Below are 21,442 nucleotides of genomic sequence, written 5' to 3' on the forward strand. Positions count from 1 at the left end.
CGGTGCCGGCACCGGTCAGGGCCGCCCGTCGGCGTCCGGTACCGGCACCAGCGCGAAGCCCTCCCGGTCGGGGCCCGCGTCGGCGACGCGCGTCCCGTCGGGTCCCCAGCCGCCGCTCAGGCCCACGCAGGGGCCCGCCTCGCAGACGCCGACGAGGTTGGCCAGGACCACGTGCAGGCCGAAGTCCCGGGCCCGTACCGGATACACCTTCTCGAAGGAGTCGTTGTCGGGGTCGAGCGCGGAACTCGCCAGATAGACCGCGCAGCCGTCGGCGGCGGCCCGCTCGGCGATGTCGGGGAAGCGGTTGTCGTAGCAGGTGGCGAGCGCGAAACGGACCCCGTCGAGGGTGAAGCGGCCGTCGGTCGTGCCCGCGGCGAAGACCTCGTTCTCGACGCCGTGCAGATGCGACTTGTCGTAGCGGGCGAGCAGTCCGCCCTCCGGGCCGACGACCAGCGAGGTGATCCCGGGCCTGCCCTCCGCCGTGCGCACAGGGCCGTTGACGACCGCCGCGGCGCCCGCGTCGCGGCAGGCGTCCCTGACCGGGTCGAGGCGCACGTCGTCCTCGGTGAGACAGAGCGACGGGGTGGCGCCGATGAGGGTCGGTTCGTAGCCGGAGAGGGCCAGCTCGGGGAGGACGACCACCCGGGCGCCCTCGGCGCCGGCCCCTCGGATCAGGCCGGCCACGGTACGGACGTTGGCCTCGACGTCCCCGGCGACCGGGGCGAACTGTGCGGCAGCGACGATCATGACCCTCATCATCCCACCCGCCGTCTCAGCGGGCCCCGGCGGCCACCGCGAGGATCGACCGGACCTGGGCGATGATGTCGAGCCGGTTGCGGACGAACTCCGGGTCCGTGACCGTGCCCGTCGCGGGGTCCGTGTTGCCCGCGCCGAACTGCAGGACCGGGGTGTGGACATGGCCGCCGGGCAGCCCGGGCAGGCCGAGCCGGTCGCGCAGCAGGGTCGCGCGGTAGGCGATCTCGTTGGAGAGGTAGTTCCCGCCGCCGCCCGCCCGGGCCGTGGAGCCCGCCGTCGGACCGTCCGGGCGGTCCACGGGCCCGGTCCCGCCCGCCGGGATCTCGGTCACCCCGGTGTTGTCCCGCACCGGGAACGGCCCGGTGCCCGCCGCGACGATCGCGGTGTACGGCAGGGTCGTCGCCGTCCACTGCGGCTGCGTGGCAGGGTCGGCGACCGGGACGGTCTCGGTGCGCGCGAGGTTCGCGTTGTCGGGGAAGCCGCCCCGCCAGGCCCCGTTGAACCGCTCGATGTCGAAGCGGCCGATCCGGCCCTGGCTGACGGTGGTGAAGAGGTCCACCTCCGGCAGGTGCCCGCGCAGCGTCCGCTCGACGGTGCCGTCCGCGAAGTCCTGCCAGCGGACGGGGAAGACGGCCGTCTCGACCCGGGCGAGGCCGCCGTCCGCCGTCCTGATCAAGGCGCCGTCCAGGGCCAGCGCGGTGGCGCCGGACGGATTGCTGATCCGGACGTCCCGGTCGAGCGTGAACGGGTCGAAGCCGGTCAGCAGGATCCGCTTCACCCCCTTGCCGACCGGGAAACGGATCGCGTCCTGACCGCGCGAGGAGCGCTCCAGGCGGTCGAGCAGCCGCGCCCTGCCCGCCTCGCCGACCGTGAACTCGGGCTGCCAGAGCCACAGTTCACGGGTGAGGGCGAGCCGTGCCCAGTACAGCGGGCGGTCGTCGTCCTTGCTGAGGTCCCCGCGCACCCGGCGCCCCTGGGCCCGGTCGACGGCGTCCCGCCAGAGCCGCTCCCCGTGCCGTACGACGGCCCGCTCGGCCTCTCCGTACGACTCCGACCCGGCCAGCGCGCGGGCGAACTCCGGTGCCGCGGCGGCGAATCCGCCGCGCCGCAGGATCTCCTGGGGCGCGGCCCGGTCGAGCCGCGCCTCCTCCACGGGCACCGGGGCCGCGGCCGTGGCGGGCGGCGCGCCGAGCGTCAGGGCGGCGGTGGTCAGCGCGAGACCGAGCGCTGCGGAACGTGAACGGGACAGCACGGGCGGGACCTCCGTCGGGTCGGAAACCGGCCCGCGCAGTATCCCGGCTCACCGGCAACTCCCGCTACAGCGCCCTCACTTGTCGCTCTCCTCGTCGGTCGCCTTCTTGCGGGCCGTCTCCTCGCCGACCGCCCCCTCGCCGACCGTCCCGTCGTCGATCGCCCCCTCGCCGATCGCCCCCTCGCCGACCGTCCCCTCGTCGTTCCGCTCGTCGCCGTGCAGCAGCCGCAGGAAGTCCCGGAACGCCCCGGGCATGTCCACAGCGGCCGGGTCGAGCAGCCACTGGTACTGGAGCCCGTCCATCACGGCCGTCAGGATCGGCGCCGCCCGCTCCGGCGTGAGCCCGCTCGGCAGCCGCTCGCCGAACTCCAGCCGCAGCACGGTCGCCATCTCCGCGCGGACCTGGGTGTAGCGCTCGGTGAAGAACCGGCGGGCCGGGTGCTCCTCGGTCACGCTCTCGCCGAGCAGGGCCGAGAAGGTCTGCACGATCCCCGGCCGCATGGCGTTGTACTCGACGAGCGAGTCGATCAGGTCGAGCCGCCAGCCCTCGCGGGAGCCCGCGCCGCTCGTGTCCCACTTGTCGCGCTCCGCGAGCACGGCGACGAGCAGGGCCTCCTTCGTGGGGAAGTAGTGCAGCAACCCCTGCTGCGTCAGGCCGACCCGCTCCGCGACCGCGCCGAGCGACGCGCCCCGGTAGCCGCGCTCGGCGATCACTTCGAGGGCCGCGCGCACGATGTCCGCGCGCCGCTCCTCGCTCCTGGCCCGCACCATCGCCGTGGCCCCCTCTCCGTGTCGTCAGCAGGACCGTACGGCATGACATGATTACGAAACAATAACGTAACCTACCGATCTACAGGCAACGGGTCCACCATGGGCCGCACACCACGTCAACGAGGAGGCACGGCCATGGCGGAGAACAGTGCGGCGATCGGCGCGGCGGGCGGCGAGGACGGCGCGGCCGGCGCGGAGAGCACGCGTGAGCAGGCCGTCGAGACGGCGCTCGGCAAGCTCGACCTGGACACCAAGGCCCGGCTGCTCGGCGGCCAGGACATGTGGTCCCTGCCTGCCGTGCCCGAGATCGGCCTGCGGTCGATCGTGATGTCGGACGGCCCGATCGGCGTCCGGGGCGTCCGCTGGACCGCCGACGACCCCTCCGTCGCCCTGCCCTCGCCGACCGCCCTCGCCGCCTCCTGGGACCCGGCCCTCGCGCGCCGCGCCGGCCACCTGCTCGCCCAGGAGGCCCGCCGCAAGGGCGTCCACGTCCTCCTCGCCCCCACCGTCAACCTGCACCGCACCCCGCTCGGCGGCCGCCACTTCGAGGCCTACAGCGAGGACCCGTACCTCACCGGAGCCATCGGCACCGGCTACGTCCAGGGCGTCCAGGACGGCGGCGTCGGCACCACCGTCAAGCACTACGTCGGCAACGACGCCGAGACCGACCGCTTCACCGTCGACAGCGTCATCGCCCCCCGCCCGCTCCGCGAGCTCTACCTCGCGCCCTTCGAGGCCATCGTCAAGAACGCCCACCCCTGGGGCATCATGACCGCCTACAACCAGGTCAACGGCGTGACCATGACCGAGCACAGGTACCTGGTCAACGAGGTGCTGCGCGGCGAGTGGGGCTTCGACGGCTACAACGTCTCCGACTGGATGGCCGCCCGCTCCACCAAGGGCGACATCGAGGGCGGCCTCGACGTCGCCATGCCCGGCCCGCAGACCGTCTACGGCGAGGCGCTCGCCGCCGCCGTCCGGGCCGGCGAGGTCGAGGAGTCGGCCGTCGACGCGGCCGTACGGAACGTGCTGCGGCTCGCCGCCCGCGTCGGCGCCCTCGAAGGTGCCCCGCCGGTCGTCACCGAGCCCCCGGCCGCCCTCGACGGCGACGCGCTCGCCCGCGAGATCGCCCGCCGGGGCGTCGTTCTCGTACGGAACGAGAACGGCGCGCTGCCCCTCGCGGGCGGAGGCACCGTCGCCCTCTCCGGCGCCGCCGCCCGCGACGCCAGGATCCTCGGCGGCGGCTCGGCCCAGGTCTTCCCCGACCACACCGTCTCCCCGCTCGACGGCCTCACCGCCGCCCTGCCCGACGGCGCCCTCACCTTCACCCTCGGCGCCGACCCGAGCGACGAACTCACCCCGGCCGGCTCGGTCTCATCGGGGTTCAGCCTCCGCGCCGTCTGCCGGGGCGCCGACGGCACCGTCCTCGGCGAGGGCTCCCTGCCCAACGGCCAGGTCCAGTGGATCGGCGACGACCTGCCGGCCGGCGTCACCCACGAGGCCCTGCACTCCATCGAGATCACCGGCACCTTCACCCCGCGCGAGTCCGGCGAGCACTCCTTCGGCACCCGCGGCCTCGGCGCCCTCACCCTCCGCGTCGCCGGGGAGACCGTCTTCGACGGCCTCCAGGCCATGGGCCCCGAGAGCGACCCCTTCGAGGCGTTCTTCGGCTCTCCCGTCGAGCGCGCCAAGGTCGCCCTCGCCGCGGGCGAGAGCGTCGAGGTCTCCCTGCTCCACCCGCTGGACAAGGAGTTCGCGGCGCCGCTGCCGGCCGTCATGTTCTCCTTCGTCCACCTCGGACCGCGCCGCGACCCCGACGAACTGATCGCCGAAGCCGTCGAGGCCGCCCGCGCCGCCGACACCGCCGTCGTGGTCGTCGCCACCACCGAGCGCGTCGAGTCCGAGGGCTTCGACCGCAAGGACCTCGCCCTGCCGGGCCGCCAGGACGAGCTGGTCCGGGCCGTCGCCGCCGCCAACCCGAACACCGTGGTGGTCGTCAACGCCGGCTCCCCGGTCGAGATGCCCTGGCGCGAGGACGTCGCCGCGATCCTGCTCAGCTGGTTCCCCGGCCAGGAGGGCGGCGCCGCGCTCGCCGACGTCCTCACCGGCGCCGCGGAGCCCGGTGGCCGGCTCCCCACCACCTGGCCCGTCGCCCTCGCCGACGTCCCGGTCACCGAGGTCACCCCCACCGACGGCGAACTCGCCTACACCGAAGGGGTGTTCATCGGCTACCGCGCCTGGGACAAGGCCGGCGCCACCCCCGCGTACGCCTTCGGCCACGGCCTCGGCTACACCACCTGGGACTACGACTCCCTCGAAGTCACCCCGACCGCCGCGAAGGTCAGGATCACCAACACCGGCACCCGCACCGGCCGCGAGGTCGTCCAGATCTACCTGGCGCCGAACGCGGACACCGTGGAGCGCCCGGCCCGCTGGCTCGCCGCCTTCGCGAGCGTCGAGGCGGGACCCGGCGAGAGCGTCGAGACCGAGATCCCGCTGCCCGCCCGCGCCTTCGAGATCTGGGACGAGGAGGCCGACGGCTGGGCGCGCGTCACCGGAACGTACGAGGTCAGGGCCGCGCACTCGCTCACCGACACCCGCCTCACGGCCACGCTGGACATCTGATCCCGCGTCCCCTCAAGACTGGCCCCGGGGCGGAACCTGACAACCGCCCCGGGGCTGAGCCGCTAGGGGGTGTCTCGTCGATCAGGCCGGGCTCGCGGGGTCTGGCACGCACTCCCCCAAGCTCTTCGAGCAGGGGGGACCCCCACGCCGCGTTGTCGTCACTCGCCGACGCTCCGCGTCGACTCCCTCCTCCGCCTTGCGATCGCACGCACCAGACCCCGCTCCCTGATCCGGCCTGATCGACGAGACACCCCCTAGCGCGTACCGAAGCGGAAGACGGTCTCCGAGGCGTACACCTCGCCCGGCCGCAGCACCGCCGAGGGGAACTCCGGCCGGTTCGGAGTGTCCGGGAAGGCCTGCGTCTCCAGGGCGACCCCGCCGAGGTCCGGGTTCGCGTACACCTGCAGACCGGGCTCGGTGGTCTCCACCGTCACCGTCCGGCCGGTGGACGGCGCGTACAGCTCGGCCGCCGGCGAACCGTCGCCGTCCAGGACGAAGTTGTGGTCCAGCGGTACCGACAGCGGCCCGCCGTCGCGGAAGTCCAGCTCCGTGCCCGTGACCTCGGCGAACTCCCCGGTCGGGATGCCCGTCGGGTCCGTCGGCGTGTACCGCCCGGCGGCCACCCGCAGCGCGTGCGCCCCGCCGCCGAGCCTCCAGTACGTGTGGTTGGTCAGCGCCACGACCGTCGGCGCGTCGGTCTCGGCCCGGTAGCCGATCCGCAGCGCGCCGCCGGCGTCGAGGGTGTACGTCACCGCGACCGCGAGCCGGCCGGGGAAGCCCTCCTCGCCGTCCGGGCTCACCCGGGAGAGCCGTACCCCGCCCTGGCCCTCCTCCGCGTCCCACACCCGCTTGTCGAAGCCGCGCTCCCCGCCGTGCAGGCAGTGCGGCCCACCGTTGCGGGGGAGCCGGTGGGTCCGGCCGTCCAGGGTGAAGGACCCGCCCGCGATCCGGTTGGCGTACCGCCCCACCAGGGCGCCGAAGTACGGCTCCGGATGCTTCAGATAGCCCGTCAGCTCCGGGAACCCGAGCACCACCTCGTCCGGCACACCGTCCCGGTCCGGCGCCACGACCGACTGCACGATGCCGCCGTACGTCAGCACCCGCACCCGCACGGCGTCCCGCTGCAGGGTCCAGCGCGTGACGTCCGTACCGTCGACCGCGCCGAAGGGCTCACCCGTGATCCTCATGATCCGGAACCCTACGCGGGCGGCTCCGGCGCCGTCACCTGGCGATGCGCCAGCTCCGCGAGCCGTGCCTGCCCGTTCCTGCTGGGGTGGAACCAGTCCCACCTGCTCAGCTGCTCGCCGTCGAAGGGGAAGCCGAACACCGCGCCGCCGTCGTACCGGCAGCGCAGGTCCTTGGCGCAGACCTCCTGGAGCGTCCGGTTGTACGCGACGACCCGGTCCCGCACGGACGTCCGGCGCTTCTCGGCGGAGGCGCTCAGGTCCTCCGGGTCGGCCAGCATCGAGCCGCAGATGCCCAGATTCCAGATCTCCCGGCGCAGGGTGCTGTCCTTGCCGGACGCCCAGAGCCGCTTCAGGTCCGGCACGCTCGACACGTACACGTGCGCCTTCGGCGCGGTCCTCCGCAGCATCGCGAGCGAGGCCTCGAAGTCCGCGCGGAACTCCGCGACCGGCGTCATCAGTTCGGCCCGGTCCCGGCACGCGTCGTTGGCGCCCATCATCACCGTCACCAGCTCGGGCTTCCGGGCGCCCGCGCGAGCCATCTGCTCGGGCAGCTCGGCCATCCGCGCGCCCGTCTTCGCCAGGTTCCAGCTGCGCTCGGAGACCCGCTCCGGGCCGAGCAGCCGCAGGGCCAGGCTGTTGACCCGGGTGTCCGTGCCGGTCGCCCAGGACGCCTCCGGGCAGTCCGAGAGGATCGTGCAGGCGTCGAAGGCCCGGGTGATCGAGTCGCCGACGGCGGCGACGGAGGCGGGGGTGCGGTCCCAGACGGGGGTGGGGGTGGGCGTCGGCTTCGGGGCGGCGCGCTCGGGCTCGCCGGTCTCACACCCCGTCAAGGTGCCCGCGCACAGCAGTGCCACGGCACCCGCCGCGGCGAGGCCGGTCCGGAATCGTCGTGTACCGCGCATCCCCTGCCCCCGTTTCCCGCCCGGTCGCGTCCTGGCGAGTGAAAGCTTCGTGTCCACCGGCCCCCGGACCGACCGTACGTCACCCCAAGGACGGTGCGGCACGGTAGCTTTTCCCCCGTCGAACCAGAGGCACCTTTGCCAGTCGGCTCCGGTAAATTACATCACGTCACATGCTGTCCCTTTTTCGGGGGTTTACGGAGTTTGACTCCCGATGCTGTTTACTGAGGCCGCTGGGAAAAGGCGAACCTCGTCCCACACTGGAGGTCCCGGTGACGACACGTGGAGTCCTGTACGTACACTCCGCACCGCGCGCGCTGTGCCCACACGTCGAATGGGCGGTCGCGGGTGTCCTCGGTGCGAGGGTCCAGCTCGACTGGATCCGCCAGCCGGCGTCTCCCGGCACGTGGAGAGCCGAGTTCTCCTGGCAGGGCGAGACCGGTACGGCCTCCAAACTGGCCTCCGCGCTGCGCGGCTGGCAGATGCTCCGCTTCGAAGTCACCGCGGAACCCTGCCCGACCGCCGAGGGCGAGCGCTACAGCGCCACCCCGGAACTGGGCATCTTCCACGCTGTCACCGGCATGCACGGCGACATCCTGATCCCGGAGGACCGCCTGCGGGCCGCCCTCGCCCGCTCCGTGCGCGGCGAGACGGAGCTGGAGGCGGAGATCGCCAAGCTCCTCGGCAAGCCCTGGGACGACGAACTGGAACCCTTCCGCTACGCAGGCGAGGGCGCCCCGGTCCGCTGGCTCCACCAGGTCGTCTGACCCCGCTCCAGACACGCCGAAGGCCCACCCCGGACGGGGGTGGGCCTTCGGCGTGAAGCCGGCCCCCACGACGTGGCGGAGGCCCACCCCGTGTGTGGAGTGGGCCTCGCTTGTTGCTTCGGGTCAGACGGTGCGGAACGCGAGCACCACGTTGTGGCCGCCGAAGCCGAACGAGTTGGCCCCTTCCGCGTGCGCCCCTCGCACCGCTGCGCGGGCTTCGGAGCGCTGTGCCGGACTCCGTCCGGCGGACGTGGCGGAGGCCCACCCCGTGTGTGGAGTGGGCCTCGCTTGTTGCTTCGGGTCAGACGGTGCGGAACGCGAGCACCACGTTGTGGCCGCCGAAGCCGAACGAGTTGTTGATCGCCGCGATCGTGCCCTGGGGCAGCTCGCGGGGCTCGTCGCGGACGATGTCCGCCTCGACGTCCGGGTCGAGGTCGTCGATGTTGATCGTCGCCGGGGCCAGGCGGTGGTGCAGGGCCAGGACCGTCGCGACGGTCTCGATGCCGCCCGCGCCGCCGAGCAGGTGACCCGTCATCGACTTCGTCGCGGAGATCGCGACGTGGTCCAGGTCGTCGCCCAGCACCTTGCGCAGCGCCTTGATCTCGGCGACGTCACCCTGCGGCGTCGACGTCGCGTGCGCGTTGAGGTGGACGACCTCGGAGGGCTTCAGGTCCGTCGAGTCCAGCAGGTTCTGCATCGCGGCCGCGATGCCCCGGCCGGTCGGCTCGGGCTGCGCGATGTGGTGGGAGTCGGCCGACAGACCCTGGCCGAGCACCTCGCAGTAGATCCGCGCGCCACGGGCCTTCGCGTGCTCCTCGGACTCGAGGATCACCACGCCCGCGCCCTCGCCGAGCACGAAGCCGTCACGGCCCGTGTCGTACGGACGCGAGGCCTTCGTCGGCTCGTCGTTGTTCTTGGACATCGCCATCATGTTGGCGAAGGCCGCGATCGGCAGCGGGTGGATCGCCGCCTCGGTGCCGCCGGCCACGACCACGTCGGCCCGGCCGGTACGGATCATCTCGACGGCGTAGCCGATCGCCTCGGCACCCGACGCGCACGCCGAGACCGGGGTGTGGACGCCCGCCCGGGCGTTCACCTCCAGGCCGACGTTGGCGGAGGGGCTGTTCGGCATCAGCATCGGCACGGTGTGCGGGGACACGCGGCGGACGCCCTTGTCCTTCAGCACGTCGTACTGGTCCAGCAGAGTCGTGACACCGCCGATACCGGAGGCGATGACGGAGCCGAGCCGCTCGGGCGCGATGCTCTCGTCCTCGCCGGCCGGGGCGGTGTAGCCCGCGTCGGCCCACGCCTCACGGGCCGCGATCAGCGCGAACTGCGCCGAGCGGTCCAGCTTGCGGGCGAGCGGGCGGGGCAGAACATCGCCCGGGTCCACGGCCGCGAGGGCCGCGATCTGGACCGGCAGTTCGGCGAATCGTTCGCCCTCGAGAGGCTTGACGCCGGAGCGTCCCGCGATCAGACCTTCCCAGGTCGATGCGGAGTCGCCACCCAGCGGTGTGGTTGCGCCGATACCGGTGACGACCACGGTGCGATTGGTCGAGCTCACAGGAATTCTTTCTCCACGTGTGTGATGGTCGAAATACGGCGCCACCGCCGGGTGGCTGACCGAGTCAGCAGGGGCCGAATCAGCCCTGGTGCTTCAGGATGTAGTCGGTCGCGTCGCCGACCGTCTTGAGGTTCTTGACGTCCTCGTCCGGGATCTTGACCTCGAAGCGCTCTTCGGCGGCCACAACGACCTCGACCATGGACAGCGAGTCGACGTCCAGGTCGTCGGTGAAGGACTTGTCCAGCTGGACGTCCTCGGTCGGGATGCCGGCGATCTCGTTCACGATCTCGGCGAGACCTTCGACGATCTCTTCCTGGGTGAAGGCCATGTTGGCGCTCCTTCTGTGATTGCTTCGGTAAAGGGCTTCCGGAAGATCCGGAGTTGCCTAGGGGAGAGTAACGACCGACGCGGCGAAGACGAGACCCGCCCCGAAGCCGATGATGAGCGCCGTATCGCCGCTCTTCGCCTTTCCGGTCGCCAGAAGCCGCTCCATCGCGAGCGGAATCGAGGCGGCCGAGGTGTTGCCGGTGGTCTCGACGTCACGGGCGACCGTGACGTGCTCCGGCAGCTTGAGGGTCTTCACCATCGAGTCGATGATCCGCATGTTCGCCTGGTGCGGGATGAAGACGTCAAGGTCGTCCGCCGAGATTCCGGCGGCGTCCAGCGCCTGCTGGGCGACCTTCGCCATCTCGAAGACGGCCCAGCGGAAGACCGCCTGACCCTCCTGCGTGATGGCGGGGAACTTGATCTCGCCCTGCTGGTTGAGGGGGAGCTTGGAGACGTCGCCGACCTGGAACTCGTTCCAGGGGACGGTCTGCTTGATCGTCTCGGACTTGTCGCCCTCCGAACCCCAGACCGTGGGGCCGATGTGCGGCTCGTCGGAGGGGCCGACCACGACCGCGCCGGCGCCGTCGCCGAACAGGAAGGCCGTCGCGCGGTCCTCCAGGTCGGTCAGGTCGCTCAGCCGCTCGACGCCGATGACGAGGACGTACTCCGCCGAACCCTCGACGATCATGCCCTTGGCGAGCGTCAGGCCGTAGCCGAAGCCCGCGCAGCCGGCGGAGATGTCGAACGCGGCCGGCTTGCCCGCGCCGATCTTGTCGGCGATCTCGGTGGCGACGGCCGGGGTCTGCTTGAAGTGCGAGACCGTGGAGACGACGACGGCGCCGATCTGCTCCGGGGTGATCCCGGCGTCGGCGATGGCCTTGCCGGAGGCCTCGACGGACATCGCGGTCACGGTCTCCTCGGGGGAGGCCCAGTGACGGGTGGCGATGCCGGAGCGCGAGCGGATCCACTCGTCGGACGAGTCGATCGTCTCGAGGATCACCTCGTTCGGCACGACCCGGGTGGGGCGGTAGCCGCCGACACCCATGATCCGCGCGTACGGGGCGCCCTTGCTGGGCTTGATCTTCGACATGCTCTACGGCTCCTTACTCAGGCTGCAGTGTGCTCGGCGACGAGCGTGCGGGCCGCGTCGAGGTCGTCGGGGGTCTTCAGGGCGACGGTCGGCACGCCCGGAAGCGCGCGCTTGGCAAGACCGGTCAGGGTGCCGCCGGGGCACACCTCGATCAGTGCCGTCACGCCCAGCTCCTTGAAGGTCTCCATGCACAGGTCCCAGCGGACCGGGTTGGCGACCTGTCCGACGAGGCGGGCGATGACCTCCGCGCCCTCGGTGACGACCTGGCCGTCCTTGTTGGAGACGTAGCGCACCTGGGGGGCGGAGACCGTGAGCTCCTTCGCCGCCGCCTCCAGCGTCGCCACCGCCGGTGCCATGTGGTGCGTGTGGAACGCGCCGGCGACCTTCAGCGCCACGACACGGCGGACGCCCTCGGGCTTGTCCGCCTCCAGGGCGGCCAACTGCTCCAGGGTTCCGGCGGCCACGATCTGGCCGGCGCCGTTGACGTTGGCCGGGGTCAGGCCGAGCTTCTCGAGGTGCGGAACCGTCACTTCGGGGTCGCCGCCGAGCAGCGCCGACATGCCGGTCTCGGTGATCGCGGCCGCCTCGGCCATGGCGAGGCCACGCGTCCGTACGAGACGCAGGGCGGCGGTGTCGTCGAGGACGCCCGCGAACGCGGCGGCGGTGATCTCGCCCACGCTGTGGCCCGCGACGGCGCCGGGGGCGACGTCACCGAGCGCGGCGGCGGAGAGCAGGCCCGCGGCGACGAGCAGCGGCTGGGCCACCGCGGTGTCACGGATCTCGTCCGCGTCGGCGTTCGTGCCGTAGTGGACGAGGTCGAGCCCGATGGCATCGGACCAGGCCGCGACACGGTCGGCGGCACCGGGGAGTTCGAGCCAGGGAGTCAGGAAGCCGGGCGTCTGAGCGCCTTGGCCGGGAGCGACGAGTACGAGCACCCTCACACTCTCTCTTGGGGACGGCTCCGAGCGCCCGTGGGGACTAGGACGAAGAACCGTCGGGGGAATTGTTGGTGTTCGACAAAAGTCTAGGACTGCGAATCACCGTCGGCCAAGCGCCCCAGAATGAGGGCGATCCGCAGAGTGAAAGCGGACCGGACATCGGAGGGTGACCAACCGGTGACGTCTGTCACACGTCGAAGCCGGTAGCGCACGGTGTTCGGGTGGACGAAGAGCATCCTCGCCGCGCCTTCCAGGCTGCTGGCCTGTTCCAGATAGACACTCAGAGTTTCCAGCAGCGCCGATCCCGCTTCCTCCAGCGGTCTGTAGATCTCCTCCACCAACTGCTCGCGGGCAGAAGGGTCGGAGGCGATGGCGCGCTCCGGCAGGAGATCGTCCGCGAGGACCGGCCGCGGGGCGTCCTGCCAGGCCGAGCATGCCTTCAGTCCCGCGGCGGCGGCCTGCGCGGACCGGGTCGCGGCCAGCAGGTCGGGGACGACGGGCCCCGCGACGACCGGACCGGCGGCGTACGGCCCGATCAGGGCCTTGGCGACGGCGAGCGGGTTGTCGTTGCCGCCGGCGATGACGACGAGCCGGTCGCCGAGGACGCCGGTGAGGACCTGGAGCTTGGCGTGCCGGGCGGCGCGGCGGATCGCCTCGACGGTCAGCTCGCTGTCGCCGTCGGGGGCGGTGCCGAGGACGACGCAGACGTGGTCGGGCGAGTTCCAGCCGAGCGCCGCGGCCCGGGAGACGGCGCCCTCGTCGGCCTCCCCGGAGAGGACCGCGTTGACCACGAGGGACTCCAGGCGGGCGTCCCAGGCGCCGCGGGCCTCCGCGGCCTGGGCGTAGACCTGGGCGGTCGCGAAGGCGATCTCGCGGGCGTAGACGAGGAGGGCCTCGCGGAGGATGGACTCGTCGCCGGGGGCGGCGACCTCCTCGATCGCCGACTCCATGACCTCGATGGTGGTACGGACCATCTCGACGGTCTGGCGCAGCGTGATCGCCCGGGTCAGCTCGCGCGGCGCGGTGCCGAAGACGTCGGTCGAGATGGCCTGCGGGGTCTCCGGGTGCCGGAACCACTCGGTGAACGCGGCGATGCCCGCCTGGGCGACCAGGCCGATCCACGACCGGTTCTCGGGCGGCATCGCCCGGTACCACGGCAGCGTCTCGTCCATGCGGGCAATGGCGTTGGCGGCGAGCCGCCCGGAGGACTGTTCGAGGCGCTTCAGGGTCGCGGAGTGCGGGTGAGCGGCGTTCGTGGGTTCAGGCACGGGGACAAGACTGCCTTATCGGGACGCCCGGGTGCGGGGTCGGGGCCGTTTCCCCGTGCGGTGGGGCGCCGTGCGACGGGGCGTCCGCGCTCCGGCCGGTGCGGCTACCGTTTGCCCGTGATTCGTATCCAGCGTGCCGGTGACCGCTACCCCGGGGGCGAGGCGGCGGCCGGGATCGAGACGCGGCACGCGTTCTCCTTCGGGCCGCACTACGACCCCGACAACCTCCGCTTCGGCGCCGTGCTCGCCTGCAACGAGGAGCGGCTCGCGCCCGGGGCCGGCTTCGCCGAGCACCGGCACCGGCACACCGAGATCGTCACCTGGGTGGTCGAGGGCGAGCTGACCCACCACGACACGGCCGCCGGCCGTACGACGGTCGTCCGCCCCGGGGACCTGCAGCGGCTCAGCTCCGCCGGCGGCGTACGGCACGAGGAGCGCAACGACGGCGACGTGCCGCTGGTCTTCGTCCAGATGTGGCTCGCCCCGCTGGAGCCGGGCGGCGACCCCGCGTACGAGATCGTCCGGGGCATCGCCGACTCCACTCCGTACGCCCTCCCGGAGGCGGCCGCGATGCTCCACGTCCGGCGCCTGGAGCAGGGCGAGCGCACGGCCGTCCCGGACGCGGAGCTGATCTACGCGCACGTGGTGCGCGGCACGGTCCGCCTCGACGGAGCGGAGCTCGCCCCCGGTGACGCGGCCCGCGTCACCGACGCGCGCGGCCTCGCGGTCCTGGCCACCTCGGACGCGGAACTCCTCCTCTGGGAGATGCGCGCCGCCCCCTGAGCCGCGTGCGGGGGTCGCACCGCCCGGCTGCGCACCGCGTGCTGCTCGGGCCCGGACCGCCCGCCCCGGCGTCCAGCGCCCACCCCCGTCAGCGAGCCGCCGCGCTCTTCGCCCTCCACTGCTCCCAGCTCAGGTTCCACGCGCCGAAGCCGTTGCCCTCCGCGACCGTGCCCTTGGTGTCCGCGCCCTTGATCTCGAAGGGGTCGCCCGCGCGGACCTGGCCGTAGAACCACGCCGCGTCGGCGTCGCTCATGCCGATGCAGCCGGAGCTCTTGTTCGCGCGGCCGAAGTACGCCGCGTTCCAGGGCGCCGCGTGCGCGTACATGCCCGACCAGGTCAGCCGCATCGAGTGGTCGACCATCTTGTCGTAGGCGTCACCGAGGCCGACCGTCTCCGAGTTCATGTTGATCGTGCCCTCCTTCGCCATCAGTACCGCCGTACCCCGCCACGACCGCTTGTCGCCCCCGGGTGTCCCACCCGATACGGGGATCGTGCGCACGGCCTTCCCGTCCCGCTCCAGGACCAGCCGCTTCGCGTCCAGGTCCACTTTCACCACCTGCGCCGCCGAGCCGACCGTGAACCCGGTCCGGTAGTCCCGGACGAACCAGCCGCCGCCCGAGTCCGTCCCGTCGAGCGTCGCGTCCAGGTCCACCCGGGTGCCCGGCTTCCAGTACTCCTTCGGCCGCCAGTCCACCCGGTCCTTGCCCGACCAGTCCTTCAGCCAGCCCCACGAGCCGACCGTCCCGTTCGAGGTCGTCACCTTGAGCTGCTTCTCCACCTCGGCCCGGTTCGTCACCGGCCGGTCGAACACGATCGACAGCGGCTGGGCGACGCCGACCGTCGTGTTCTTCCCGGGCGCCAGCGTGAGCTTGTTGACCCGCGCGGCGGGCGCCGTCCTGAACGTCGAACTGGTCGTCGTCTCCTGCCCGCCGGCCGTACGGGTCGTCGCCTCCACCCGGTACGAGGTACCCGGCACCGCCTTGCGGTCCGAGACCCACGACGTCCCGCCGTTCCCGGTACGGCCGGCCAGCTCGGCGCCCTCCGCGTCGACGACCCGCACCGTCCGCAGCGTGCCGCCGGTGGCCGTGACGGTCACCGTCCGCCCCGCCGCCGGGCTCACCACGGTCACCTTCGCCGGGGCGTCCGCCTTCGCCCCGGCCCCCGGGCTCTCCGTCGTACGGGGCGCGCCCACCGCCCCCGCCGTACAGGCGGTGAGCGAGCCGCAGAGGGCGACGGCCGCGAGCGACCGGCGTATTCGGGTGCGAGCGGGGGTCACAGAAGGCGCAGAAGCCACGGAAACCACGGAGTCCTCCGGATGAAAAGTGTGGGATGCCCGGACTGTATGCCGTGGAATCGGCCTCCGATCCTCTGTGACAGAGGGTGGTGAGGAACGGTCATCGTCCGGTCACACACGCCGCGCGGAGCGGTCAAGACCGGCTGTGAGCATCCTGTGCGCCCCCCGACCGAGGGGCGGAACAAGGAGGCTCACGTTGTGTCAGCTCTGCTCGTGACGGCCGCACCGCCGCGCACCACGCGCCTCGCACCCGTCACCGTCGAGACGTACCGTGCCTTCCTCGCCCACGGCGAGGCGCGCCCCAGCTTCCTCCAGTGCCCCTCCTGGGCCGACGTCAAGGACGGCTGGCGCCACCAACTCCTCGGCTGGGGGCCGGAGTCGGGCGCCGGCCCGACGGGCGTCGCGCTGGTGCTGCTGCGGCCCTTCCCCGGCACCCGGAAGTTCTTCGCCTACCTGCCCGAGGGGCCCGTCGCCGACTGGTCCGACCCGGACATCGACGGCTGGCTCAGCCCGCTCCTCGACCACCTGCGCGCCGCCGGGGCCTTCGCCGTACGCATCGGCCCGTCGCCCGCCTTCCGCCGCTGGAACGCCGGCACGCTCAAGGCGCACACCGGTCCGGGGCGGCGGCTCTCCGACGTCCTCGCCGACGAGGTCGACCCGCTCGGCACCGCCGTCGCCGAACGGCTCCGCTCCCGCGGCTGGCGCCGCTGCGGCGGCGACTCCACGAGCGAGTCCGACGGTGCCGACGCCCAGCCCCGCCACGTCTACCAGGTCCCGCTCGCCGGGCGAAGCTCCGACGACCTGTGGAACGGCCTCAACCAGGAGTGGCGGCGCAACGTCCGCAAGGCCCGCAAGTCCGGCGTCGAGGTCGTCGTCGGCTCGGCGGCCGACCTGCCGGAGTTCTTCCGGCTGCTGCGGATCACCGAGGAGCGTGACGGCTTCCGCCTCGGCCGCGCCCTTTCCTACTACGAACGCCAGTACGCGGTCCTCAACGCCGAGCAACCCGGACGGATGAAGCTCTATCTCGCCCGCCACGAGGGCGAGATCCTCGCCGCCCACACGATGATCACCGTGGGGAAGCGGGTCTGGTACCAGACCGGAGCCTCCGCCGACCACCGCCGCGAGGTCCGCCCGTCCAACGCCCTGCAGTGGCGGATGATGCTCGACGCCCACGCACTCGGCGCCGACGTCTACGACATGCGCGGGATACCCTCCACCCTTGATCCGGACGACCGCGCCCACGGTCTGCTGCGCTGGAAGCTCGGCACGGGAGGGCAGGCCGTCGAGACGCTGGGGGAGTGGGAGACACCGTTGGCCGGCACGACCAACCACGCGCTGTACCGGGCGTTCCAGGCGTACCTGGCCCGCCGATGACGACGGCCGTCGCGAAGCCGGAGCCGAAACCGGAGCCGGAGCCGGGAGCGGGAGCGGGGCCCAGGCACCGCGCCGCGCCGTCCGTGCTGCGCAGCGGGGCGCTCATGGCTGCCGGCTCGCTGGTCTCGCGCGCCACCGGCTTCGTCCGCTCGGCGATCGTCGCGGCGGCGCTCGGCGTCGGCGGGATCGCCGACGGCTACGCGGTCGCCAACTCCATCCCCACGATCGTCTACATACTGCTCCTCGGCGGCGCCCTCAACGCGGTCTTCGTGCCCGAGCTGGTCAGGGCCGCCAAGGAGCACGAGGACGGTGGCGTCGCCTACACCGACCGGCTCCTCACCCTCTGCGTCTGCGCCCTGCTCGTGATGACGGCGGGCGCGGTCCTCGCGGCGCCCGCGATCATCGACGCGTACACCGACTACAGCGGCGCGCGCGAGTCGATGACGGTGGCCTTCGCCCGGTACTGCCTGCCGCAGATCTTCTTCCTCGGCCTCTTCACCCTGCTCGGACAGGTCCTGAACGCGCGCGGCAGGTTCGGCGCGATGATGTGGACCCCGGTCCTCAACAACGTCGTCGTCATCGCCGTCTTCGGTCTCTACCTGGCGACGGCGGTCACCGGCGCCGACGGCCTCTCGGCGGGGGAGACCGCGCTCCTCGGCTGGGGCACCACGGCCGGCATCGGGCTCCAGGCCCTCGCCCTCGTGCCCTCGCTGCGGGCAGCCGGCTTCCGCTGGCGGCCCCGGTTCGACTGGCGCGGCAGCGGGCTGACGGAACCGCTGCGCTCGGCGGGCTGGCTCGTGCTCCTGGTCCTCACCAACCAGGCCGCGTACTGGGTGACCACGAAGCTCGCCACGGCGGCGGGGGCTCAGGCGGAACGCCTCGAAGGCGGCGGGGGCGGCTTCGGGTTCGCCGCGTACAACAACGCCTACCTGCTGTGGGCCGTGCCGCACGGCATCGTCACCGTCTCGCTGGTGACCGCGCTGCTGCCCAGGATGAGCGGGGCCGCCGCCGACGGCGACCTCGCGGGGGTGCGACGGGACGTCAGTTACGGGCTGCGCGCCTCGGCGGCGGCCGTCGTCCCGGCCGCCTGCGCGCTGTTCGCGCTCGCCGTGCCGCTGATGAGCCTGGTCTTCCAGTACGGCAGGACCGACGCGGCCGACGTCAAGGCGATGGCCTGGATCCTGATGGCCTTCGCGCCGGGCCTGGTCGCCTTCTCGGGCCAGTACGTCTGCACCCGCGCCTTCTACGCGCTGCGCGACACCAGGACCCCGTTCCTCCTCAACCTGGTGATCGCCGCCCTGAACGCGGGCCTGTCCCTGACCGCGTACCGGCTGCTGCCGCCGACCTGGGCGGTGGCGGGCATCGCGGCCGGCTACTCGCTCGCGCTGTGGGCGGGCTGGGCCCTGACCGCGTACGCGCTGCGGCGTCGGCTCGGGGCCACGGCCCCCGCCTCCACGCCCGGGTCCGCCGGCTCGCTCGCCCGACTCGTCCTCGTCGCCCTCCCCGCCACCGGGTGGGGGCTGCTCGCCACCGACACCACCGCCCCCGCCGGGGCCCTGCCCGCCGCCCTGGCGGGCGGGCTCGCCGTCCTCGCCGTCTTCGCGCTGCTCGCCAGGCCGCTCGGGCTCACCGAGGTGAGCGCCCTGCTGACGACCACCGGCCGGCGCCTGCGGGTCGTCCCGAGGCCGCGCACCGGCGGCTGACCCGGGGCCGGTCCGCCGCACCCACTCCTCACCTTGGGATACTCCACGAATGCCTCGCGTGCTCCTGATAGAAGACGACCCCTCCGTCCGCGAAGGGGTCGAACTCGGGCTGCGGCGGCGCGGCCACGAGGTGCGTGCCGCGGCGACCGGTGAGGCGGGGCTCGCCCTGCTCACCGAGTTCCGGCCCGACCTCGTCCTGCTCGACCTGATGCTGCCCGGCATGAACGGCGTCCAGGTCTGCCACCGGGTCCGCGAGACCAGCCAGCTGCCGATCATCATGCTCACCGCGCGCGGCGACGACTTCGACATCGTCGTCGGCCTGGAGGCGGGCGCCGACGACTACATCGTCAAACCCGCCCGCACCGAGGTCATCGAGGCCCGGATCCGCGCCGTCCTGCGCCGCATCGAGATACCCGGGGCGGGCCGCCCCGCCGTCGAGTTCCACGGCGAACTCGCCATCGACCGCTCCGGGCTCACCGTCGCCAAGTCCGGCGAACGCCTCGCCCTCGCCCCCTCCGAGCTCAAACTGCTGCTGCACCTGACCGCCCACCCCGAACAGGTCTTCAGCCGCCAGCAACTCCTCGAACACGTCTGGGAGCACAGCTACCACAGCGACGCCCGGCTCGTGGACGCCTGCGTCCGGCGCCTCCGCAACAAGATCGAGGACACCCCCGGCACCCCCCGCTACATCCAGACCCTGCGCGGCTTCGGCTACCGCTTCGGACCGCTGTGAAGCGCCGCCTGCGCCCCTTCGGGCTCCGTACCCGGCTCGTCCTCGCCTTCCTCCTGGTCGCCGCCGTCGGCTGCGGCACCACCGCCGCGCTCACCTACCAGGCCGCGCGCACCGCGATCCTCGAGCAGGCCCAGGACACCGCCGTCGCCGCCTTCCGCGAGCAGGTCGCGACGCTCCGCATCCAACTGCCTGTCGACGGCGACGCGCTGCGCGGCTCGCTGTTCGCGATCGCCAAGCAGGGCAAGCCGCGCCCCTGGCGGGTCTACGCCGAGTACGGCGCGCTCCGCGTCTCCTCCACGGACCGCCCCACCTCCAGCGTCCTCACCCCCGAACTCCGCGCCCGCGCGCAGGGCCGTACGCACGGCAGCTTCCAGCGGGTCGTCAAGAACGGCACCGCGTATCTGACGATCGCCGTCCCCGCCCTCGTCAAGCCCGGCCCCGGCGCCGACGGCGTGCCCACCGGCCTCGTCCTCTACGCGGTCGTCGACATGAGCGGCGAACAGGAGAACATCGAGGCCATGGTGGCCGCGGCGCGCGGCGGGGTGCTGCCGGCCCTCGCCGTCGCGCTCGTCCCCGCCCTGATCGCCGCCCGGAGCGTGCTGCGCCCGGTACGGGACCTCAGGCGCGCCGCGCACAGCATGGGGCGGGGCGAGCTGGACACCCGTATCCAGGCCAAGGGCAGCGACGAACTCGCCGATCTCGCGCGGACGTTCAACGAGTCCGCCGCCGCCCTCGAAAGCTCGGTCGCCGAGCTGCAGCGCGCCGAGGCCCGCGCCCGCCGGTTCGCCTCGGACGTCTCGCACGAACTGCGTACCCCGCTCGCCGGGATGCTCGCCGTCACCGAGGTGCTCGACGAGGACGCGGCCCATCTCCACTCGGACACGGCCGCCGCCGTCCGGCTCATCAGCGCCGAGACCGGCAAGCTCGCCGACCTGGTCGAGGACCTGATGGAGATCTCCCGCTTCGACGCGCGCGCCGCCGAGCTGCACACGGACGAGGTGGACGTCGCCGAGACGATCCGCAGGACCCTGTCCGCCCGGCACTGGACCGACCCCGACCAGGTGGTCGTGGACCTCCCCGACGGCATCAGGGCCCGGCTCGACCCGCGCCGCTTCGACGTGGTCGTCGCCAACCTGGTCGGCAACGCGCTGCGGCACGGCCGCCCGCCCGTCACCGTACGGCTGTCCACCGACGGCCCCTGGGTGGTCACCGAGGTCGCCGACCGGGGACCCGGGATCGCGCCCGAGGTGCTGCCGCACGTCTTCGACCGCTTCTTCAAGGCCGACCCGGCGCGCACCCGCTCCACCGGCAGCGGCCTGGGGCTCGCGATCACCCAGGAGAACGTGCGGCTCCACGGCGGCACCGTCATGGCCGCCGACCGCCCCGACGGCGGGGCCGTCTTCACCGTGAGGATCCCGCTGTGAACGCCTGGCGCCGGACCGCCCTCGCCGCCGCCCTGCTGCCCGCCCTCGGGGCCTGCGGCATCCAGGGCACCGATGTCGTGGAGTCCGGCGAGGCGGCCTCCGTGGTCGTCGACCCGCCGCCCGCGCTCCGGATGACGCTCTTCCTCGTCGGCCCCGACGGACGCCTCGCGCCGGTGGTACGGGACGGCCAGGGCATGGACCAGGGCGGCCACGGCCCCTACCCCACCCCGACCGCAGGGGGCACGGTGGACCTGCGGGAGGCCGACGTGGGCCGGGGCCAGGAGGGGCGGCCCATGAAGGTGCTCGCCGCCCTCGTGGCCGGCCCCGACAAGCGCGAGCGCGACGCGGGCCTGCGCACACGGATCCCCGACGGGCGGTTCGAGCTGTACGTGAGCGACAACGCGGTCAGGACGGGCGAGTACGGCGTGCCGACGTACCTGGTGCGCTCGACGAGGCCCGTGAAGACCCTGGAACCGCTCGCCGTCCAGCAGATCGTCTGCACGACGGTCTTCGCACGGGACCCCACGGGCCTGGTCTCCATCAGCCTCAACGGCCCGGACGGCTCCGTGCCCGTCCAGACCTGCCCGGTCGCCTAGGGCCTGTCCGGCGGATCATGACCGGGGCCGCGGCGCCTGGCACGGCACCTCGCCGCGTTGCCGAAACGCCCCGATAGCTCCGCTATCGAGA

18 protein-coding genes and 1 pseudogene are annotated in these 21,442 nt (G+C 72.9%); 8 read left to right on the plus strand and 11 right to left on the minus strand.

Annotated elements, in window-relative coordinates:
* Positions 1-15: 15 nt before the first annotated feature.
* The 3 genes and pseudogenes from AB0E14_RS35865 to AB0E14_RS35875 all read right to left on the minus strand — a co-directional run.
* Positions 16-747, minus strand: a complete 732-nt coding sequence (locus AB0E14_RS35865; protein WP_362428380.1) for a carbon-nitrogen hydrolase family protein — start codon at positions 745-747, stop codon at positions 16-18.
* Positions 748-772: 25 nt separating this feature from the next.
* Positions 773-1,969, minus strand: coding sequence for a pyroglutamyl peptidase (locus tag AB0E14_RS35870; protein ID WP_362428427.1), 1,197 nt, complete (start codon positions 1,967-1,969; stop codon positions 773-775).
* A 252-nt stretch (positions 1,970-2,221) separates the two neighbouring features.
* Positions 2,222-2,779: pseudogene (locus AB0E14_RS35875) on the minus strand (TetR/AcrR family transcriptional regulator); the annotation flags it as partial.
* 135 nt (positions 2,780-2,914) lie between these two features.
* Here AB0E14_RS35875 and AB0E14_RS35880 point away from each other — a divergent pair.
* A complete protein-coding gene (locus tag AB0E14_RS35880) occupies positions 2,915-5,404 on the plus strand; it encodes a glycoside hydrolase family 3 C-terminal domain-containing protein (RefSeq protein WP_362428383.1) in 2,490 nt (829 codons plus the stop codon).
* Between the two features lie 254 nt (positions 5,405-5,658).
* Here AB0E14_RS35880 and AB0E14_RS35885 read toward each other — a convergent pair whose 3' ends face one another.
* Positions 5,659-6,591: an aldose epimerase family protein gene (locus tag AB0E14_RS35885; protein ID WP_362428386.1), complete on the minus strand. Its 933-nt coding sequence runs from the start codon at positions 6,589-6,591 to the stop codon at positions 5,659-5,661.
* An 11-nt stretch (positions 6,592-6,602) separates the two neighbouring features.
* Positions 6,603-7,493 (minus strand): SGNH/GDSL hydrolase family protein, encoded by an 891-nt coding sequence (locus AB0E14_RS35890; protein WP_362428389.1) that lies wholly within the window; start codon positions 7,491-7,493, stop codon positions 6,603-6,605.
* A 269-nt stretch (positions 7,494-7,762) separates the two neighbouring features.
* Between AB0E14_RS35890 and AB0E14_RS35895 the strand changes: the two genes are divergently transcribed.
* Positions 7,763-8,257: a DUF3145 domain-containing protein gene (locus AB0E14_RS35895; protein ID WP_137989482.1), complete on the plus strand. Its 495-nt coding sequence runs from the start codon at positions 7,763-7,765 to the stop codon at positions 8,255-8,257.
* 301 nt (positions 8,258-8,558) lie between these two features.
* On the opposite strand, the gene fabF is transcribed toward AB0E14_RS35895, so the two are convergent.
* From fabF to fasR, 5 genes are all read right to left on the minus strand, one after another.
* Positions 8,559-9,821: a beta-ketoacyl-ACP synthase II gene (gene fabF, locus AB0E14_RS35900; protein ID WP_362428393.1), complete on the minus strand. Its 1,263-nt coding sequence runs from the start codon at positions 9,819-9,821 to the stop codon at positions 8,559-8,561.
* 79 nt (positions 9,822-9,900) lie between these two features.
* A complete protein-coding gene (locus tag AB0E14_RS35905) occupies positions 9,901-10,149 on the minus strand; it encodes an acyl carrier protein (RefSeq protein WP_362428395.1) in 249 nt (82 codons plus the stop codon).
* A 57-nt stretch (positions 10,150-10,206) separates the two neighbouring features.
* Positions 10,207-11,238, minus strand: a complete 1,032-nt coding sequence (locus tag AB0E14_RS35910; RefSeq protein ID WP_362428398.1) for a ketoacyl-ACP synthase III — start codon at positions 11,236-11,238, stop codon at positions 10,207-10,209.
* Between the two features lie 17 nt (positions 11,239-11,255).
* On the minus strand, positions 11,256-12,173 hold the full coding sequence (locus AB0E14_RS35915) for an ACP S-malonyltransferase (RefSeq protein ID WP_362428401.1): 918 nt from the start codon (positions 12,171-12,173) through the stop codon (positions 11,256-11,258).
* Between the two features lie 89 nt (positions 12,174-12,262).
* A complete protein-coding gene (gene fasR, locus AB0E14_RS35920; protein WP_362428403.1) occupies positions 12,263-13,444 on the minus strand; it encodes a fatty acid biosynthesis transcriptional regulator FasR in 1,182 nt (393 codons plus the stop codon).
* Positions 13,445-13,561: 117 nt separating this feature from the next.
* Here fasR and AB0E14_RS35925 point away from each other — a divergent pair, with 117 nt between their 5' ends.
* Positions 13,562-14,227, plus strand: a complete 666-nt coding sequence (locus AB0E14_RS35925; RefSeq protein ID WP_362428406.1) for a pirin family protein — start codon at positions 13,562-13,564, stop codon at positions 14,225-14,227.
* An 88-nt stretch (positions 14,228-14,315) separates the two neighbouring features.
* Here AB0E14_RS35925 and AB0E14_RS35930 read toward each other — a convergent pair whose 3' ends face one another.
* Entirely contained in the window at positions 14,316-15,503 is a 1,188-nt protein-coding gene (locus AB0E14_RS35930) for an Ig-like domain-containing protein (protein ID WP_362428409.1), read from the minus strand.
* Between the two features lie 216 nt (positions 15,504-15,719).
* Here AB0E14_RS35930 and AB0E14_RS35935 point away from each other — a divergent pair, with 216 nt between their 5' ends.
* Genes AB0E14_RS35935 through AB0E14_RS35955 form a run of 5 tightly spaced genes read left to right on the plus strand, consistent with a single transcriptional unit; the run spans position 15,720 to position 21,351 of the window.
* Entirely contained in the window at positions 15,720-16,895 is a 1,176-nt protein-coding gene (locus tag AB0E14_RS35935) for a peptidoglycan bridge formation glycyltransferase FemA/FemB family protein (protein ID WP_362428412.1), read from the plus strand.
* Positions 16,892-18,598: a murein biosynthesis integral membrane protein MurJ gene (gene murJ / locus AB0E14_RS35940; RefSeq protein WP_362428415.1), complete on the plus strand. Its 1,707-nt coding sequence runs from the start codon at positions 16,892-16,894 to the stop codon at positions 18,596-18,598. The genes AB0E14_RS35935 and murJ overlap by 4 nt, the downstream gene beginning before the upstream one ends.
* A gap of 49 nt (positions 18,599-18,647) precedes the next feature.
* Positions 18,648-19,331: a response regulator transcription factor gene (locus tag AB0E14_RS35945; protein WP_362428418.1), complete on the plus strand. Its 684-nt coding sequence runs from the start codon at positions 18,648-18,650 to the stop codon at positions 19,329-19,331.
* Entirely contained in the window at positions 19,328-20,755 is a 1,428-nt protein-coding gene (locus AB0E14_RS35950; RefSeq protein ID WP_362428421.1) for a HAMP domain-containing sensor histidine kinase, read from the plus strand. The genes AB0E14_RS35945 and AB0E14_RS35950 overlap by 4 nt, the downstream gene beginning before the upstream one ends.
* Positions 20,752-21,351, plus strand: a complete 600-nt coding sequence (locus AB0E14_RS35955) for a hypothetical protein (RefSeq protein WP_362428424.1) — start codon at positions 20,752-20,754, stop codon at positions 21,349-21,351. Before AB0E14_RS35950 ends, AB0E14_RS35955 begins: the two co-directional genes overlap by 4 nt.
* The last annotated feature ends 91 nt before the right edge of the window (positions 21,352-21,442 follow it).

Source organism: Streptomyces sp. NPDC047981, assembly GCF_040653315.1.
GTDB lineage: Bacteria > Actinomycetota > Actinomycetes > Streptomycetales > Streptomycetaceae > Streptomyces.